This window comes from Streptomyces sp. NPDC014006, from assembly GCF_043088925.1.
Taxonomy (GTDB): domain Bacteria; phylum Actinomycetota; class Actinomycetes; order Streptomycetales; family Streptomycetaceae; genus Streptomyces.
In genome coordinates, this window is the sequence record NZ_JBICAJ010000010.1 from 41,590 (window position 1) to 58,939 (window position 17,350).

A 17,350-nucleotide genomic window follows, 5' to 3' on the forward strand; every position below is an offset into this window, starting at 1 on the left:
TACCGGACCCCAACTGAGCATGGACGGGGAGGCGGGCACCGGCCGGCCGCGGCGGAACCGGTGGTGGCACCTGAGACAAGCATCCGGTAACGATCCACCTGCGCACCTTGTGGCAGGTTGCCCCCCTTCTAGCATCCGACCATGCCCTTCTTCTCGACTCGCGGCCGCACCCCGCGTCTCGCTCCCGAACTCGACGACGCCGTCCTCGGCAAGCTGCTGAAACGCCTGCTTTCCGCTTCGAGGTCGAGCATGCCCGGGGAAACGGAGATCTGCGTGGCCCAGATCGCCCAGCTCCTGGAACAGGACTCCCAGAACACCGACCGCAGGGCACACCGTCTGTCCGTCCTCGCCGAGTTCCTCGCGGAGTCCCATCTGCCGGGCGCCTGGGCGAAACAGGAGCCGCGCAACGCCCGCGCGCTGGCGCTCCAGGCCTGGTCGCAACTCGAACGGGGCCGCGGCAACGGCCGTATGACCGATGCCGCGGCCACCTGGAAGGCGTGCCTGCTGGCCGCCGAACTCGATCCGGCGGACCCCTCGCCCTGGGTGGTCATGCTGGGCGTCGCCCGACTGGAGCGCTATGCCGAGCGTGAGGTCTTCGCCGTCTGGAACGAGATCGTGGCCCGGGACCGCTGGAACCGCGAGGCGTATCTCAGCATGCTGGCCCATCTCAGCCCGCAGGAGGCGGGCTCTCTCGCCCAGGTCCTCGAATTCGTCGGCTCGCTGCGCACCCGGATGCCGGCGAACGCCCCCTGCGCGTCCGTCGAACTCGCGGCGCACGTCATGCAGTACCACTCCGCCGTGGCGCGCGGCGGGACGGAGGCGCTGCTGGCGCGCAACCACTGGAACGGCGAGCGGGCGGCGCAGTTCCTGGACCGCGCGCTGGCCACTTGGCCCAGCCCGGCGTTCTTCTCCCACGCCGCGGCCGTCGCCGACCTCAACCTGCTCGCCTACGCCCTGACCGCGGCCGGCGGTCCCCGGGAGACCGCCCCGGTGTTCGACGCCATCGGCGGAAAGGTCACCAGCTGGCCCTGGCGCGTCGACGGCGACCCCGTCCTCGCGTTCGAGACGGCCCGCAGCAAGGCACGCTGAACCGCTGCCGCGAGCAGCCGCAAGGCCCGGACCCGCACCGGTCCGGGCCTTCCTCGTCGGCGTCTCCAGGCCACCGGGTCACCCAGCTTTGTGAAGACAGCAGGCGGGTGAGGAAGCGCGCCATCCGGCAGTTGTAGCGGCGCTACCCGGTGCGCCGTGGTCGGACACCGTCGTCCGTCCCGAGTGCCGTCATGGTGCCGATGGGCCGTTTCGGGCGGTTGTCGCCGCCTTTGCCCCTGGCCTCTTGCCGATGCTTTGACATCTGTTCGGTGGAGGTTCAACCAGCTGCCCCCGCCTGAGCCGTGTGCCGTCCCTAAGGTCCCTGAGCGTTGCGGAAGAAGGGACTCATGGGCACACACCTCGTGGTCCAGGCTCGCGGGATCACCAAGTGCTTCGGCGATGTCGTCGCCCTCGACGGCGTCGACCTCGATGTGACGCAAGGTCAGATCCACGGCATGGTCGGACCGAACGGCGCCGGCAAGACGACCCTGCTCGGCCTCCTGCTGGGCCTGGCCGTCGCCGACAGCGGCAGCCTGCGCATCCTCGGCACACCCGTCGGCCGGGCGCTCGCCGCACCCGACGGGGTCGCCGGCTTCGTGGACGGGCCCGGGCTCTACCCGTCGCTCACCGCACGGCAGAACCTCGCCGCCCTGGCCGCCCTGCGCGGCCAGGGCGCCCGGACGGCAGGCATCACCGACGTCCTGGACCAGGTCGGGCTGGCCGATGTCGCCGACGACCGGGTCCGCGGCTTCTCCCTCGGGATGCGGCAACGGCTCGGGCTCGCCGCCGCCCTGCTCACCCGCCCCCGGCTCCTGGTGCTCGACGAACCCGCCAACGGCCTCGACCCGGCGGGCACCCGGCACGTGCGCGGCGTGCTCACCGCCCTCGCGGCCGGGGGCACCGCCGTCGTCCTCTCCAGCCATCGCATCGACGACCTGGAAGCCCTGTGCTCCGAGGTCAGCATCCTCGCCACCGGACGCGTCGTCTTCTCCGGCCCGCTCGGCAAACTCGCCGCCGAGAACAGCGCCCTCGACCACCGGCTGCTGACCTCCGACCCGCGCACCGCCCGCCGGCTGGCCGCCGCGACCGCCGGGGTCCACGTCGCCGACGACGCCGTGGTCCGGCCCGACGGGGAGGCGATCGTCGTGCGCGCCGCCGTGCCCGCCCTGGACGCGCTGGTCTCGGCCCTCGTGCACGCCGGCGTCGCGGTACGCGAACTCGCCCCCGTGGTCTCGCCGCTGGAAGCCGCGTTCCTCGCCCTGACCGAGCAGCAGCAGGAGGCCGGACGATGACCGCGACCGTCGTCCGTGACAGCGTTGCCATCACCGCCCGTGTGTCCGTGCCGCGCGCCTACCGCTTCGAACTGGTCAAACTCCTCTCGCAGTGGCGGATCCGCCTGCTCGTCCTCGCCTGCTGGCTGGCGCCGGGGCTCTTCGTCGCCGCGGTGAGCCGGCAGAGCACCCTCCCCGTCGACACCCTCTTCGGCCGCTGGATGCACGCCACCGGCTGGGCCGGGCCCTTGGTCGTGCTCGGATTCGCGGGCACCTGGGTGCTGCCGCTGCTGACCTCCGTCGTCGCCGGCGACGTGTTCGCCGCCGAGGACCGGCTCGGCACCTGGCGCCATCTGCTCGTGGCCGTGCGCTCCCCCCGGCGGATCTTCGCCGCCAAGGCACTGGCCGGTCTCAGCGTCATCCTGCTGACGGCGGCCGGGCTGGTCGCCTCCAGCGTTCTCGGCGGGCTGCCGGCGGTCGGCAACCAGCCGCTGGTCGGCCTCGACGGCCATCTGCTGACCCCGGGCGACGCCGCCGTCAAGGTCCTGCTCGCCTGGGCCTGCGCCCTCGCACCGACCCTGGCCCTCGCGGCGATCGGGCTGCTCGGCTCCGTCCTGCTGGGCCGGTCCCCGATGGGCCTCCTGCTGCCCGCGCTGGTCGCCCTGGCGATGCAGCTCGCCCAGATGCTCCCGCTGCCCGTGGCGGTACGCCTCGCCCTGCCCGGTTACGCCTTCATCTCCTTCAGCGGCCTGTTCACCAGCCCCACCCAGCCGGCCCCGCTGCTCATCGGCGTCGCCGTCAGCCTGGTGTGGGCGGTGACCGCGACGGTGCTGGCCCATGCCCTGTTCGTACGGCGGGACTTCACCAACCCGGCCTACGACGGATCGGCACGCCGCGCGGTCACCGCCGGTGTCCTGCCGCTCGCCCTGCTGGTCGCCGCGGGCGCGGCCGTCGTCGCCGCGACGACCGGCGCCACCGGCTCCGGCATCGACCAGGACAAGCTGCAGCGCTCCCTGGCCACCGAGTTCGCGCATCTGTACCGGATGCAGACCGAGCAGCTCAACCGGCCCGACGTCACCGAGGCCGCGCTGAAGGCCACCGCGGCCTGCGCCAAGGGCAGCCTCAAGGAGGCCGCCGAGGGGCCCGGCAACGACTGGCGCTGCGTCGTCACCTGGCACCTGCCCGGCATCCAGGCCGCAGGCACGGCCGTCTACCAACTCGACGTCACCGCGGACGGCCGCTTCATGGCCGACGGCGACGGACCGAAGGAAGTCAACGGCTACTTCCTGGTGCGCACCGAGACCGGTGACGCGCCGAACCCCCTCTGGCAGTTCGACGGCAACGTCGAGCTTCTCCCCGCCACCTCGAAGGGATGACTCCATGCAGGTAACGCGCCGTCGTCGGCGTGTCGAGAAGGGCGCCCCCGGCCTTCTCGCCAGACGCCTCGGCCGCCGCATACCCCTGGTCACCGCAGGCACCACCGCGCTCGCCGTCGTGGCCGCGGGCGTCGCCTACGCCCAGACCCACCAGTTCGGCACCGACCAGGTCGGCCAGAACACCGACCAGGGCCAGGTCATCTCCAGCGACCAGTACATCGCCCCCTACGGCGACCGTCTCGTCATCAACGACGGCAAGATCATGTCGTCGGTCCTCAGCCCGGACGGCACCCACCTCGCCGCCGCCGTCACCGACGGCGGCAGCGCGCTGGCGCTCGTCGATCTGAAGACCTACAAGGTCCAGCAGGTCGTCGGCACCGCCGCCGCCTCGAACCCGCGCCTGAAGAGCAACAGCGTGGGCCAGGAAGGCCCCACCTACTCACCCGACGGCAAGCAGCTGTGGCTGGGCCAGACCGACGGCTACACCCGCTTCACGGTGAACCCGGACGGCACCGTCGCGGCCCCGACGTCCGTCCCCGTCCCGGCGGACGGCGCCCAGCACGCGCTCGTCGGGGAGCCGGTCTTCTCGCCCGACGGCTCCACCGTGTACGCCGCGGTCAACGGCCAGAACCGGGTGGTCGCTCTCGACGCGGCGACCGGTGCGATCCGGCAGAGCTGGGCCGTGGGCAACGCGCCGCGCGACATGGTCCGGGTCGGCGACAAGCTCTATGTCGGCAACGAGGGCGGACGCCCGGCGAAGCCCGGCGAGACGACCATGAACTCCTACGGCACCCAGGTGCCCGCCGACCCGAAGACCGGCGCCACCACCACCGGCACGGTCAGCGTCATCGACCTGGCCCACCCGGCCGCCGCCCCCGGCAGCATCGATGTCGGCCTGCACCCGACCGCCCTGTACGCCAAGAAGGGCGCGCTGTTCGTCACCAACACGGCCACCAACGACGTGTCGGTCATCGACACCGCCCGTGACAAGGTCGTCCAGACCATCGCCACCCAGCCGTGGCCCGAGGCGTCCGTGGGCTACGAGCCCGACGCGGTCACCCTCACCGACGACGGCCACCTGCTGGTGACGCTCGGCCGCGCCAACGCGGTCGCCGTGTACCGGTACACCACCGCGCAGGAGCCGGTGAGTTACGTCGGCCTGCTCCCGACGGACTACTTCCCCTCCGAGATCGCCACCGTGGGCGACCAGGTGTACGTCTCCAACACCCGCGGCATCGACGCCCGCCGCCCCACCACCAAGGCCGGGCACGCCACCCACGACACCACGTCGAGCGTGCAGCGGTTCACGCTGCCCGACGACAGCGTCACCCGCGCGCAGACGGCCAAGGTGTTCCGGCAGAACGGCTGGAGCGGCGGCAGGGTCGCCTTCAGCCGGCCCCGCAGCAGTTCCCGGCCGATACCGGTGCCCACGAGGCTCGGCGAACCCTCGGCGATCAAGCACGTCTTCCTCATCGTCAAGGAGAACCGGACCTACGACCAGCTCTTCGGTGACATGCCGCAGGGCAACGGCGACGCGTCGGTGACCCAGTTCGGCGAGAACGTGACACCGAACCAGCACGCCCTGGCCCGCCAGTTCGGCCTGTACGACAACACCTACGACATCGGCACGAACTCCGCCGAGGGCCACAACTGGCTGATGCAGGCCGACGACCCGGAGTACACCGAGTCCTCGGCCGGCGAGTACCAGCGCAGCTACGACACCGAGAACGACGCCCTCGGCCACCAGAAGTCCGGATTCCTCTGGACGGGTGCGCAGGCGGCCGGCAAGTCCGTGCGCGACTTCGGCGAGTTCCAGTCGGTCGAGAGCAAGCCGGCCGGCGCGACCTGGCAGAACCTGTACTGCGACGCCAAGGACATGGCCGCCACCGGCAAGCCCACCGCGTACCCCATCCAGACCGGCTCCGCGATCCCGTCGCTGAACGCCGTCTCGGCGCCCGGCTTCCCGATGTTCGACCTCGACGTCCCCGACGTCTACAAGTACGAGATCTGGAAGCAGGACTTCGAGAAGAACGGCCCGGCGGACCTGAACATGGTCTGGTTCTCCAACGACCACACCGGCGGCCCGGCGAGCGCGACCGCGCAGGTGGCCGACAACGACCTCGCGGTCGGCAGGATGGTCGACGAGATCTCCCACAGCAAGTACTGGAAGGACTCGGCGATCTTCGTCGTCGAGGACGACTCCCAGGCCGGCCTCGACCACGTCGACGGCCACCGCGCCCCGATCCAGATCATCAGCCCCTGGGCCCGGCACGGTGTGGTCGACAGCCACTACTACACCCAGATCACCATGATCCGCACCATCGAGCAGATCCTCGGGATCCACCCGATGAACCAGAAGGACAGCGCGGCCACCCCGATGCGCGGCGCCTTCACCCCACGCGCGGACCGCACGCCGTTCAAGGCGCTGCCCAACCGGGCGTCGCTGACCGACGGTCTGAAGACCCCGCCGCCCTGCGGCACGGACACCCCGGCACCGCAGAACCCGCAGGCGGCGGCCGTGCCGTCGGCGAAGGTCCCGGCGGACAAGCGGCAGCTCGCGGCCCAGTGGGACACCTGGAAGGCGAAGCAGCGCCTGACCGGCCCGCACGCCGTGCCGGACTTCGCCAACCCCGCGCAGATGAACCACTTCACGTGGTACCAGACGCACGAGTGGACGAAGCCCTACCCGGGCGAGAGCAAGATCTACGCCCCGCAGGACGTGCCCGGCGCCTTCATCCCGTCGGCGGAGTCCGACGGCTGACGCGGTCCACGCCCCTGCGAACAAGGCCCCCGGGCGGCAGCACTGCCGGCCGGGGGCCTCGTCGAAGGGGGCGGTGGGCCGGTCAAGGGTGCCGGGCGTGCACCGGGTCGTGGGCGACCTCGTCCGGGCACTTCCCGTGCGCCCCGCGTGTGCACCGGTCGCGCCGCCAGTCGACCGTCGCCAGCGCCAGCGACGCGAGCATGCCCGTGAGGGCCGCGACCAGCGCGGTGACCACGGCACGGCGGTAGTCGTCGCTCTTGCCCAGAACCAGGTAGAACAGGCCCGGCAGGGCGGCGGTGCCCACGGCCGCGCCGAGCCGCTGTCCCGTCTGGAGGGCTCCGCCCGCCGCACCGGCCATCCGCACCGGCACGTCCCGCAGGGTCAGGGTGATGTTGGGGGAGACGACCAGACCACTGCCGACGCCACCGACGAGCAGCAGCGGGGCGGCGAGCCAGGGAGCGACGTCCAGGGGAGCGAGGAGCAGCAGCAGCGCCGTGCCGCCCAGGCCGACGATCACACCGGCGAGGCCGCACACGGTGAGCAGCCGCCCGAACCGGTCCACCAGCCGGCCGGAGCCCACCGCGGCGCACGCCGAACCGAACGCGAAGGGCGTCACGGCCAGCCCCGAGTGCAGCGGCGAGAAGCCGAGTCCGCGCTGGTAGAAGAGGGCGAAGACCAGAAAGACGCCGCTGAAGCCGACGAAGTACAGCGTGCCCACGGCGGCGCCCGCGGCGTACCCGCGCACGGTCGTGAACAGCCGCGGATCGAGCAGCGGCTGGGCGCCCCGCGCCACGAGCCGGTGCTGCCACCAGGTGAAGACGGCGAGGACCGCGGCACCGGCCGGGAACAGCCACCACACCCGGCCGATCCCGCCGGAGTCCGCCTGCACCAGCGGGTACATCAGCGCCAGCACACCGAGCCCGAGGAGCGCCACTCCCGGCCAGTCCACCCGCCCCCGGCCCGAGCGGCGGGTGCGCGGCAGCAGACGGCGGCCGAGCAGCACGGCGAGGATGCCGATGGGCACGTTGACGTAGAAGATCCACCGCCAGCCCTGCGCGCCGGACGCCAGGGCCAGGATGGCGCCGCCCGTGATCGGGCCGGCGGCGGCCGAGACACCGACGGTCGCGCCGAAGAAGCCGAAGGCGCGTCCGCGTTCGGCGCCGCGGAACATCTGCTGGATCAGCGCGGAGTTCTGCGGCGCCATGAAGCCGGCCGCCAGGCCCTGGGCGAGGCGGGCCACCACCAGCAGCGTGATGTCGGGGGCCGCCCCGCAGGCCGCGCTGAAGACGACGAAGCCGCTCAGGGCCAGCAGGAAGATCCGGCGCCGGTCCAGGGCGTCGCCGAGGCGGCCGGCGGTGACGAGGGCGAGGGCGAAGGTGAGGGCGTACCCGGACACGACCCACTGCACCTGCGCCGGGGAGGCGTGCAGGTCGTGCTGGATCGTGGGCAGGGCGACCGCCACGATCGTCACGTCGAGCAGACTCATGAATCCGGCCACCAGAGTGACCCACAGGGCCCGCCAGCGGTGCGGGTCCGGCCGGTACCCGGCGTCCGGGTTCCGGTCGCTCGCCGCTGACACCTGCGCTGTCACAAGGGCTCCTCTCACCGGGGGCCGTGTCGGAGACGAATCAGGTTCCCCCACCGGAGTACGGGCACACACCGGTGCCCGCAACCCGGGACGCCGACTTCCCGGTCATCGGCTGTGGATGGCCGCGGTGGTGAAAAAGCCGGTGGCCGCGGCGGAGATCAGGGCGCAGACGGCGAGCAGTGCGGTACGTCGCATGGACGGGTTCCTTCCTGGTGAGGGGCAGGGGAGGTGCCGGACCTGCACAACGCCGGTCCCGGCCGTCCCGCATCGCCGCGGCGGCGGCCTCCACTCGAACGGACGCCGTTCGGGCCCGCCGTCCGCCGGGCGGCGCAGCCCGATGTGACCTGCTTCCTTGCACGCGGGGCGTTCGATGCGGTGACCTCTCTTCGCACGTCTGGGCGAAAACCGTTATCTGGCGCTCCCTCCGGGATCTCCCATGTGACGGACCACGACGTTCGACGTCGACGACAGGGGAGCTGGGCATGAACACACGGCACACGATCGATCCCGCGGCACTGGTGACCGCCGCCCGGGACGGCGATCAGGCGGCCCAGGACGCGCTGGTCGGCGCGTTCCTGCCGCTGGTCTACAACATCGTGGGCCGGGCGCTGAACGGTTCGGTGGACGTGGACGACGTCGTCCAGGACACGATGCTCCGGGCGCTCGACGCCCTGGACGACCTGCGCGACCCCGCGCGCTTCCGCTCCTGGCTGGTCGCCATCGCGATGAACCAGGTGCGTGCCCACTGGCACACGCGGCAGCCCGCCCAGGGGCCGGTGGAGGACGCCTGGGACGTCGCCGACCCGGGCGCCGACTTCGTCGACCTGACGATCGTGCGGTTGCAGCTGTCCGGCCAGCGGCAGGAGACCGCGCGCGCCACACGCTGGCTGGAGCCCGACGACCGGGGGCTGCTGTCGCTGTGGTGGCTGGAGACCGCCGGTGAACTGACCCGGGCCGAGGTCGCCGCGGCGCTGGAACTGTCCCCGCAGCACGCGGCGGTGCGGGTGCAGCGGATGAAGGCCCAGCTGGAGGCGGCACGGGTGGTGGTGCGGGCGCTGGACGCGCGGCCGCGCTGCCCGCAGCTGCACACCGACCTGACCGGCTGGGACGGCCTGCCCTCGGCGCTGTGGCGCAAGCGCATCGCCCGGCACGCCCGCGGCTGTGCGCGCTGCTCGGGCCTGTGGAGCGGTCTGATGCCCGCGGAGGGCCTGCTGGCGGGTCTGGCGCTCGTCCCGGTCGCCCCCGTGCTCCTGGACCGGATCCGCGCCGCCGGGGACACCGTCGCCCTGGCCGCGGCGGCCGACACGGTGTCCGTGCGTCCGGGCGGGCACGGCGGGACGAGGCCCGGCTCCCGTGGTGCGGCGCGTCGCAGGCGGCGGCTGCGCCGACGGGCGGTCGGCGGCGCGGTCGTGGCGGCGTGCCTGGCCGGCGGCGGCCTGGTGTACCTCACCATCCTGCCCGGCGGCGGTACGCGGGAGGGGGCCGCGTCGGCCCGGAGCGTGGAGCCGGCGATCGTGCCGGAGCAGGCCACGGCCGCCCCCGGCGCGCACACCTCGCCGTCCCTCTCCGCGAGCCCCAGGGCGACCCCGACCCCGTCCGCGTCGGCCTCGGCTTCGGCTTCGCCGAGCGCGAGCGCCACTGGCGGTTCCGGCAAGGCGGCGCCCACGCGCCGTGCGCCGCGGCCGACCCCGTCGAAGCCGGCCCCGGCACGCGGCGCGGCCGCCCAGCCGGCCGGCTCCGACCCGGCCTCGCAAGTGATCGCCCTGGTCAACAGGGAACGGCAGGCGGCGGGCTGCGCCCCCGTCACCCAGGACAGCCGGCTGACGAACGCCGCACAGGCCCACTCCGACGACATGGCCGCCCGGAACTACTTCGAGCACAACTCGCCCGACGGCACCGACCCCGGTCAGCGGATCACGGCCGCCGGATACCGCTGGTCGACGTACGGCGAGAACATAGCCAAGGGGCAGCAGACGCCCGACGCGGTGATGACGTCCTGGATGAACAGCCCCGGCCACCGGGCCAACATCCTCAACTGCTCCTTCCGGAACCTGGGCGTCGGAATCCACCAGGGCGACGGCGGCCCGTGGTGGACCCAGGACTTCGGCAGCCAACTCTAGGGGCGCCTTCAGCTCATCAGCGCGGCCTGCGGCCCCATCACCACCACCGGCTGCTTCGCCGCGTCCAGGACGCGCAGCAGGGCGAGCATGTAGGCCTTGTCCATCGCGATGCACGCGTTGGTGGGGCCGCCGTGGTCCACGTGCAGCCACACCCCGCCGCCCTTGTCCTCGCCCAGGGGCCGCGTCTCGTCCAGCGGGCTGCTGCCCGGGACCCGGTTGTAGTCGATGGCGATCACATAGTCGAAGGCGCCGTCCAGCGGCTCCCCGAGATGACCGGTGCCGGAGGCGGTGAAGCCCTCGTCCTGGTCGTACGGCAGCCGGGCTCCCGGGTCGGGCAGCAGGCCGCCGGCGTTGCTGAGCCGGAAGACACCGATCGGCGTGCGCAGGTCGTTCAGGCCGTGGTCGTCGCTCCAGCCGCGCAGCCCGTTGCGGGCGGGCCAGGGACCGGCCACGGCGTGCCAGCCCAGGCCGGGCGTCTGCTCGTAGAGCACCACCCGGGCCTCGTTCGTGTCGGCGGTCGCGCCGGTGACCACCAGCGCCTGCCGCGCGGCCGCCGGGATACGGGCTCGCATCGCCGGCCCGACGCCCGGCAGCGGGCGGAAGACGGCACGCGGGGGAGCGGGGTGGGCCGGGGCCCCGTCGGCCGGCGAAGCGGCGTGCGCGGACGGGCGCCCTGCCGGTCGCTCGCACCCGGCGGTGCCCGGCACGGCGACGCACACGGCGGCGACCAGGAAGGCCAGGGCCTTACTGCGGTTCACTGCGACCTCCGACGGGGGCGTGGACGAGTGATGCATAACCACCTCGTCCGCCGCCCTGCCCGCCGGCCGTGATTCCTCCCCCGTATGGCACGCCGAGGCCTACGGGGGCAGTGCGCCGAGCGACCCCGGTTGCCCGCTCAGCCGCACGGCGGCGAGGGCGATGTACAGCTCGGCGGAGGACTCGGCGTCGGTGGTGCGACGGCCGGTCAGGTCGGCGATGCGTCCCAGGCGGTACAGGACGGTGTTGCGGTGGCAGTGCAGGCGGTCGGCCGCCGCCGTCGTCGATCCGCCGGCGGTGAACCAGGCGTGCAGGGTCGCCAGCAGCGTGGCCCGCTCCTGCGGAGGCAGGGCGAGGACGGGCCCCAGCACGGCCCCGGCGACCTCCTGGGCGGTCTCGGGGGAGGCGGCGGCCAGCAGTGACACGGGCGCGCTGCCGTACAGATGGGTGCCGTGGGTGCCGTACGGCAGGCACTGCACGGCCAGTTGGGCCTGCCGCCAGGCCGCCGGGGCGTTGACGGGGGAGGTGAAGGCACGGCTGAGGCCGACCCGGGACAGGGCGATCGCGGTCAGCTGGTCGGCGGCCACTGCGAGGGCCTGTTCGTGGGGGAGGGACAGCAGGCCCACCCAGGCCCCTATCTGCTGCAGCCACTCGGAGCCGATCCCGGCGGCGCCCAGGCGGCCGCGGACGCTGGGCAGCGGCTCGACCCGGTCGTGGACCTCCGCGCAGACCACCACGAACGGGCCCTGCCGGTCCAGGTCCAGGACGCGGGCGATCTCCCACGCGCTCGCATGCGTACCGGCCCGGCCCTCGAGCAGGGTGGTGAGCATCATGCTCCGGGCCACGGCGTCGCGCCGCGAGCGCTCCTCGACGGCGGCCCGGTAGGCGTCCGCGGCCGCGCCGGAGTAGTCGTCGATGGCCGCCCACATGTCCGAGGCCAGGTGCAGCAGCTGGACGGTGCTCTCCTCGTCCACGGCGACGGCGAGCAGCCGGTCCCAGATGAAGCGGCCGGCCAGCCGGTAGGCGTGCAGCAGCGCGGCCAGCGGGATGCCCTGTTCGGCCTTCAGCCGGCCCGCGGCGCGGGGCGCGTCCAGCGTCGTGGGCCGCCCCTGCAGGGCGGTGAACATGGTGGACAGGTTGTCGCGTACGACGGCGCGCAACTGTGCGCGGCCCAGCAGCGTGCTCTCGGCGTAGGCGTGTTCACCGCCGAGGATCTGGTCGGTGAGGTCCTCCGCGAGCCGGTCGACCTCGGTCAGCAGGCGGCCCACGAGTTCGACGACCCGGCCGCCTGCCCTCAGCTGTGGCGTCACGGGCGCAGTGTAGCCGCGCGTGTTTGTGCGCCGGCACAAACGCGGGCCGTCTTTTCCCGCCGCCCGCCCATGGCCGAAACCGGTGCTGAGCGGTGGAATCACCGGCAGTGTGCCGCATGGTCGTCGCGCGCACGGTGCGTGTGCACAAGTCGTGGCGGAGTGAAGGAGAAACCCGTGGGAGGACAGGTGACGGACCCGGAGGAGCGTCCTGCGCGCGCGGGGATCGCACGCCGGAGATTTCTCGGCTATGTGCTGGCCGCCTCGACCCTGACCGTCGCCGCGGAGCTCGGTGACGCCGTCATCGCCCCCGACGAGGCGGCGGCGGTCGTCCCCTCCGTGCCGGGGCCCGCGGAGATCTACGACCTCAACGACATGCTCACCCACGCCGCCCTGCCCACGGCGAACCTGATCACGATCCGCGTCGACGCCGACGGCACGGCCTCCTTCGCGCTGCCCCGCGCGGAGGTCGGGCAGGGCATCACGACGTCCAGCGCCATGCTGATCGCCGAGGAGCTGGACCTGCCGCTGGAGCGGATCCGGGTCACGCTCGCCGACGCCCGGCCGGAGCTGCTGTTCAACCAGCTCACCGGCGGCTCCAACACCACGATCTCCACCTTCATCCCGATCCGGGTGGCGGCCGCCGTCGCCCGGGGCCGGCTGCTGCGGGCGGCCGCCCTGGAACTGGGCGAGGCCGTGGACACCCTGACCGCCAAGGCCGGGGTCGTCACCTCGACGGCGTCCGGGCGCAGCCTGACCTACGGCGACCTGGCGCAGAAGGCCGCCGCGGTGACGACGGCACAGGTTCCGGTCACGCTGAAGGAGGCCGCCGAGTTCCGGGTCATCGGCACCGCGCAGCGGCGCATCGACGCGCTGGAGGCGGTCACCGGGCGCAAGCGGTTCGCCATGGACCTGCACGTCCCCGGTGCCCTGCCGACCATGGTGTGCCGGCCGCCGACCGTCAACGGTACGGTCGGCGCGGTGGACAACCTGGCCGAGGTGCGGTCGATGCCCGGCATCACCGACGTCGCCACCGTCTCCACCGGGGTCGCCGTCCGCGGGCGCACGTTCGGGCAGTGCATCGACGCCGTGCGCGCGCTGAAGGTCTCCTGGAACCCGGGACCGGTCGAGGGCCGAAGCGACGACACCGTCCGCGACGAGCTGCGCAAAGCCGAACTCCCACTGCCTGCACTGGACTTGCTGACCAAGTCGGTCGACGCGCGCTTCACCTTCCACTTCGCGAGCAACAGCGCCCTGGAGACCAACTGCGCCATCGCCGACGTACGGGCGGACACGGCGGAGATCTGGGGGAGCCTGAAGTCCCCGATCGTCGCGCAGGAACAGATCGCGGCGCAGCTCGGGCTGCCCGTGTCCGCGGTGAAGGTCCATGTCACCGAAGGCGGGGGGTCGTTCGGCCGCAAACTCTTCCACGACTCCGCCGCCGAGGCCGCCGAGATCTCCCGGGCCATGGGCAAGCCGGTCAAGCTGATGTGGCACCGCACCGACGACTTCCGCCACGGCCGCGCCCACCCCATGGCCACCTCCCGGGTACGCGCCACGTATGCGCTCGGCCAGGTGCTCACCTACGACCAGCGGCACACCTCCGTCGCCACCGAATTCGGCCACGGCGTCGGCGAGATCATCACCGCCGAGGCCGCCCGGTTGCCGGTCGGCGACCTCACCTTCTCCGAGACGATCTTCGCGCTCACCCAGCAGACGCCGTACCACTTCGGCGTCGTCACCCAGCTGCTCAGCGAGACGGACAAGGGTTTCCACACCGGCTCCATGCGCAACATCTACTCGCCCAACGTGCGCTGCGCGCAGGAGCTGGTCGTGGACGAGCTGGCGAAGAGGCTGGGCAAGGATCCGTACCGGTTCCGTCGCGAGTTCCTCAAGGACGACCGGGCGCGGGCCGTGCTGGACAAGGTGGCCGAGGTGGGGCAGTGGGGCCGGAGCATGCCCGCCGGCACGGCGCAGGGCATCGCGCTCCACCCCGAGTACCACGCCTGTGTCGCCGTCCTCGCCGAGATCGACTGCCGGCCCGAGACCACCGGCCGCACGGTTCGCGACGGTTGCACCGGACCGCGCGTCACCAAGGTGGTCTGCGCCGTCGACGTGGGCCTGGCCGTCAACCCGCGTGGACTCCAGGCGCAGATGATGGGCGGCATCATGGACGGCATCGCGATCACACTGAGTTCAGGAATGCACCTTCAGGACGGGCACTTCCTGGAGGGCAGTTGGGACAACTATTTCTACACCCGGCAGTGGAACACCCCGCCCGAGCTGGAGATCGTCGTCATGCCGCCCACCACCGGTGAGCCCGGCGGTGCCGGCGAGCTGGCCGTGGCCGGCGCCGCCGCCGCGGTGGCCTGCGCCTACGGCCGCGCCACCGGCACCATGCCGACGACCTTCCCGGTCAACCACACCGGACCGCTCGGCTTCGAGCCGCTGCCCACCACCCCGCCGATCCCCGCGTCCCCCACCGACGGCCTCGACCGCGCCTTCTAGGAGAACCCCGTGCCCGAACACACCTTCATCCTCAACGGCAAACGGGTGACCGTCGACATCGAGGACGACGTCCGGCTGCTGTGGGTGCTCAGAGACGTCCTCGGCGTCACCGGCCCCAAGTACGGCTGCGGGCTCGGCGTCTGCCAGGCCTGCACCAGCCACCTCAACGGCAAGGCGTTCAACCCGTGTTCGGTGCCGGTCGAGAACATCGGCCCGGACGACGAGATCACCACCATCGAGGGCCTGCCCGCCACCGTCGGCCGTGATCTGCACCCGATGCAGGAGGCCTGGCTGGAGTACGACGTCGCGCAGTGCGGCTACTGCCAGCCCGGCCAGATCATGACCGCCGTCGCCAAGGTGCGCAAGGCCCGTGAGGAGGGCCGCGAGATCACCGAGGCCGACCTCGACGAGATCCGCAACGTCTGCCGCTGCGGCACCTATCACCGCATCCGCGAGGCGATCGTGGCCGGCGCGAAGAAGTACTGAGCCCCGGCGGGCGCCCGTTGCCGGCCGCGGGCGCACCTGCCCGGCCGCGGCCGTGAGGAACGTGTCCAGGACCCCGTCCCTTACCTCGGGCCGGGCGCTGCCCAGGTGTTGCGGACGGTCCGGACACGGACGGCGCGGGGGCGATCCCGCAGGTCACGTGACTCGGAAGCAGGGCCTGGGCGTTGGCGGGGCCCCGCCCTCCTGGGCGGCCGGCGCAGCGGGCCGGGTGCCGTCCGGCCAGGGGAAGGCGTCGATGACGAAGCCCTGCCGTACGGCGCCGCCCCGGACGGCGGACGGCGCCTGCCCGACGCGCTCGGCGTGGGCGCGCAGCGCCCGCAGCGCCAAGAGGTCGCCCCCTCGCTTGGGTCATGTGAGGCATCACGTTCACTCCCGCCGCCGTCACCCCGTCGTCCAGGCGCGGAGTTTTTCCGGGTTCAGTACCGCCCAGATGCGGTGAATGCGGTCGTCGGACATCTCGAAGGCCATCACGGACACCGTGACGCCGTCCCGTTGAGCGATCAGCCCCGGGCGGCCGTTGACCGTGCGCTCCACGAGCGTCACCTCGGCGGGGGGCCGTTCGGTGAAGAAGCCGGCGACCTGCTCGGCGCCCTCGACCGGGCGGAGCGCGGCCGTGACGAGTCCGCCGCCGTCACCGGTCGCCGTGACGTCGGGGGCCAGCAGCCCGACGAGGGCGTCGATGTCCTGCGCCTCCCAGGCGCGCCGGAACGCTCTGACCACGCCGCTTGGCCGGTCCGCCGGACGCTCGCCGGGCGGTGACGTGCGCAGGCGGCGGCGCGCGGAGGAGGCCAGCTGACGGCAGGCCGCCGGGCTGCGGCCGACGATCTCGGCGATGTCACCGAACGGACAGCGGAAGACATCGTGCAGGACGAACGCGACCCGCTCGGCGGGCGTCATCGCCTCGAGCACGACGAGGAAGGCCATCGTGACCGACTCGTCGAGGGTGACCCGGTCGGCCGGGTCACCCATGTCGGGGCCCGGCCGCCCGCCGATCCACTCCGTGCGGTCGGGCAGCGGCTCCGGAATCCACTCGCCCACATAGCGCTCGCGCCGCACCCGCGCCGAGCCGAGCAGATCCAGACAGATCCGGCCGGCGACGGTCGTCAGCCAGGCGCCGGGGGAGTCGACGGCCTCCCGCTGCCCGGGAGACAGCGCGCACCAGCGGGCGTAGGTCTCCTGGACGACGTCCTCCGCCTCGGTGAGCGAGCCCAGCAGCCGGTAGGCGAGATTGGTCAGCCGGCGCCGCTCGCTCATGATCGCGCTCAGGGCCGCGTCGGGCCGGCCGTCTTCTCCCGGCGCGGACGGGTGGTTGGTCATGATCTCCCCGGCTCTCTCGGAACTCCCTCTCACCCCCTACGACGAAGCGGAGCCCCGAAGTGTGAGGCGGGCCTGCCGCCTCACCTCCCGCGGGGCTGTTCCGTCGTAACGATCGGAACCCGACAGGGAGGAAGACCGATCATGCGATCCGTGAACGTCGCGATCATCTACTACAGCTCCACCGGCACCGTGCACACCCTCGCGCAGGCCGCCGCCGAGGGCGCCGAGAAGGCCGGCGCCGAGGTGCGCCTGCGCAAGGTCGCCGAAACGGCACCGCCGGAAGCGGTCGGCGCCAGGCCGGAGTGGGCCCGACACCTCGAGGACACCGCCGACGTCCCCGAGGCCACCCACGGCGACCTGGAGTGGGCCGACGCGGTGCTCTTCGGCACCCCGACCCGCTTCGGCAACCCGGCCGGCCAGCTCAGGGCGTTCATCGACACCACCGGACCGCTCTGGTTCCAGGGCAAGCTCGCCGACAAGGTCTACTCGGCCTTCACCGCCTCCAACACCGCCCACGGCGGACAGGAATCCACCCTGCTCGCGCTGGCGAACACCTTCTACCACTGGGGCGGTGTCATCGTGCCGCCCGGCTACACCGACCCCGTCCAGTTCCGGTCGGGCAACCCGTACGGGACGTCCCACGTGGCCGGCGACGGTCCGCCCGGTGAGGTGGTGCTGCAGGCGGCCCGCCACCAGGCCCGCCGGGTCGCGGAGACCGCCGCCGCACTCAAGGCGGGCCACGCCGGCTGAGGC

General features: G+C 72.8%; 13 protein-coding genes. 8 read left to right on the top strand and 5 right to left on the bottom strand.

The window, feature by feature from the left end:
- The first annotated feature begins 141 nt into the window (after positions 1–141).
- From ACF1GV_RS29875 to ACF1GV_RS29890, 4 genes are all read left to right on the top strand, one after another.
- A complete protein-coding gene (locus ACF1GV_RS29875; protein WP_391686582.1) occupies positions 142–1,089 on the top strand; it encodes a hypothetical protein in 948 nt (315 codons plus the stop codon).
- Positions 1,090–1,436: 347 nt separating this feature from the next.
- The gene (locus ACF1GV_RS29880; RefSeq protein WP_391686585.1) at positions 1,437–2,381 is read left to right on the top strand and encodes an ABC transporter ATP-binding protein; all 945 of its coding nucleotides are present in this window, start codon (positions 1,437–1,439) and stop codon (positions 2,379–2,381) included.
- Positions 2,378–3,736, top strand: a complete 1,359-nt coding sequence (locus ACF1GV_RS29885; RefSeq protein WP_391686587.1) for an ABC transporter permease — start codon at positions 2,378–2,380, stop codon at positions 3,734–3,736. The genes ACF1GV_RS29880 and ACF1GV_RS29885 overlap by 4 nt, the downstream gene beginning before the upstream one ends.
- A gap of 4 nt (positions 3,737–3,740) precedes the next feature.
- A complete protein-coding gene (locus tag ACF1GV_RS29890; RefSeq protein ID WP_391686590.1) occupies positions 3,741–6,497 on the top strand; it encodes an alkaline phosphatase family protein in 2,757 nt (918 codons plus the stop codon).
- 82 nt (positions 6,498–6,579) lie between these two features.
- Here ACF1GV_RS29890 and ACF1GV_RS29895 read toward each other — a convergent pair whose 3' ends face one another.
- Positions 6,580–8,088 carry an MFS transporter gene (locus ACF1GV_RS29895; RefSeq protein WP_391686593.1) on the bottom strand — a complete coding sequence of 503 codons (1,509 nt, stop codon included), beginning with the start codon at positions 8,086–8,088 and terminating at the stop codon, positions 6,580–6,582.
- A gap of 479 nt (positions 8,089–8,567) precedes the next feature.
- Here ACF1GV_RS29895 and ACF1GV_RS29900 point away from each other — a divergent pair, with 479 nt between their 5' ends.
- Positions 8,568–10,205: a sigma-70 family RNA polymerase sigma factor gene (locus tag ACF1GV_RS29900; protein WP_391686596.1), complete on the top strand. Its 1,638-nt coding sequence runs from the start codon at positions 8,568–8,570 to the stop codon at positions 10,203–10,205.
- A gap of 8 nt (positions 10,206–10,213) precedes the next feature.
- On the opposite strand, the gene ACF1GV_RS29905 is transcribed toward ACF1GV_RS29900, so the two are convergent.
- Together ACF1GV_RS29905 and ACF1GV_RS29910 are read right to left on the bottom strand one after the other, a co-directional pair.
- Positions 10,214–10,963 (bottom strand): hypothetical protein, encoded by a 750-nt coding sequence (locus ACF1GV_RS29905; RefSeq protein ID WP_391686600.1) that lies wholly within the window; start codon positions 10,961–10,963, stop codon positions 10,214–10,216.
- A 99-nt stretch (positions 10,964–11,062) separates the two neighbouring features.
- Entirely contained in the window at positions 11,063–12,271 is a 1,209-nt protein-coding gene (locus ACF1GV_RS29910; protein WP_391686603.1) for a PucR family transcriptional regulator, read from the bottom strand.
- Between the two features lie 174 nt (positions 12,272–12,445).
- Here ACF1GV_RS29910 and ACF1GV_RS29915 point away from each other — a divergent pair, with 174 nt between their 5' ends.
- Entirely contained in the window at positions 12,446–14,776 is a 2,331-nt protein-coding gene (locus tag ACF1GV_RS29915) for a molybdopterin cofactor-binding domain-containing protein (protein WP_391686605.1), read from the top strand.
- Positions 14,777–14,785: 9 nt separating this feature from the next.
- A complete protein-coding gene (locus ACF1GV_RS29920) occupies positions 14,786–15,262 on the top strand; it encodes a (2Fe-2S)-binding protein (RefSeq protein ID WP_391686608.1) in 477 nt (158 codons plus the stop codon).
- A 153-nt stretch (positions 15,263–15,415) separates the two neighbouring features.
- On the opposite strand, the gene ACF1GV_RS29925 is transcribed toward ACF1GV_RS29920, so the two are convergent.
- Positions 15,416–15,607 carry a hypothetical protein gene (locus ACF1GV_RS29925; protein ID WP_391686611.1) on the bottom strand — a complete coding sequence of 64 codons (192 nt, stop codon included), beginning with the start codon at positions 15,605–15,607 and terminating at the stop codon, positions 15,416–15,418.
- 54 nt (positions 15,608–15,661) lie between these two features.
- Positions 15,662–16,597 carry an RNA polymerase sigma factor SigJ gene (sigJ, locus tag ACF1GV_RS29930; protein WP_391686614.1) on the bottom strand — a complete coding sequence of 312 codons (936 nt, stop codon included), beginning with the start codon at positions 16,595–16,597 and terminating at the stop codon, positions 15,662–15,664.
- A gap of 141 nt (positions 16,598–16,738) precedes the next feature.
- On the opposite strand from sigJ, the gene wrbA reads away from it, so the two are divergent.
- Positions 16,739–17,347: an NAD(P)H:quinone oxidoreductase gene (wrbA, locus tag ACF1GV_RS29935; RefSeq protein WP_391686617.1), complete on the top strand. Its 609-nt coding sequence runs from the start codon at positions 16,739–16,741 to the stop codon at positions 17,345–17,347.
- The last annotated feature ends 3 nt before the right edge of the window (positions 17,348–17,350 follow it).

Coding starts and splice junctions, on each gene's coding strand:
- ACF1GV_RS29900 (WP_391686596.1), top strand. CDS start 8,568: ATGAACACACGGCACACGATCGATCCCGCGGCACTGGTGACCGCCGCC.
- ACF1GV_RS29880 (WP_391686585.1), top strand. CDS start 1,437: ATGGGCACACACCTCGTGGTCCAGGCTCGCGGGATCACCAAGTGCTTC.
- sigJ (WP_391686614.1), bottom strand. CDS start 16,597: ATGACCAACCACCCGTCCGCGCCGGGAGAAGACGGCCGGCCCGACGCG.
- ACF1GV_RS29885 (WP_391686587.1), top strand. CDS start 2,378: ATGACCGCGACCGTCGTCCGTGACAGCGTTGCCATCACCGCCCGTGTG.
- ACF1GV_RS29890 (WP_391686590.1), top strand. CDS start 3,741: ATGCAGGTAACGCGCCGTCGTCGGCGTGTCGAGAAGGGCGCCCCCGGC.
- ACF1GV_RS29875 (WP_391686582.1), top strand. CDS start 142: ATGCCCTTCTTCTCGACTCGCGGCCGCACCCCGCGTCTCGCTCCCGAA.
- wrbA (WP_391686617.1), top strand. CDS start 16,739: ATGCGATCCGTGAACGTCGCGATCATCTACTACAGCTCCACCGGCACC.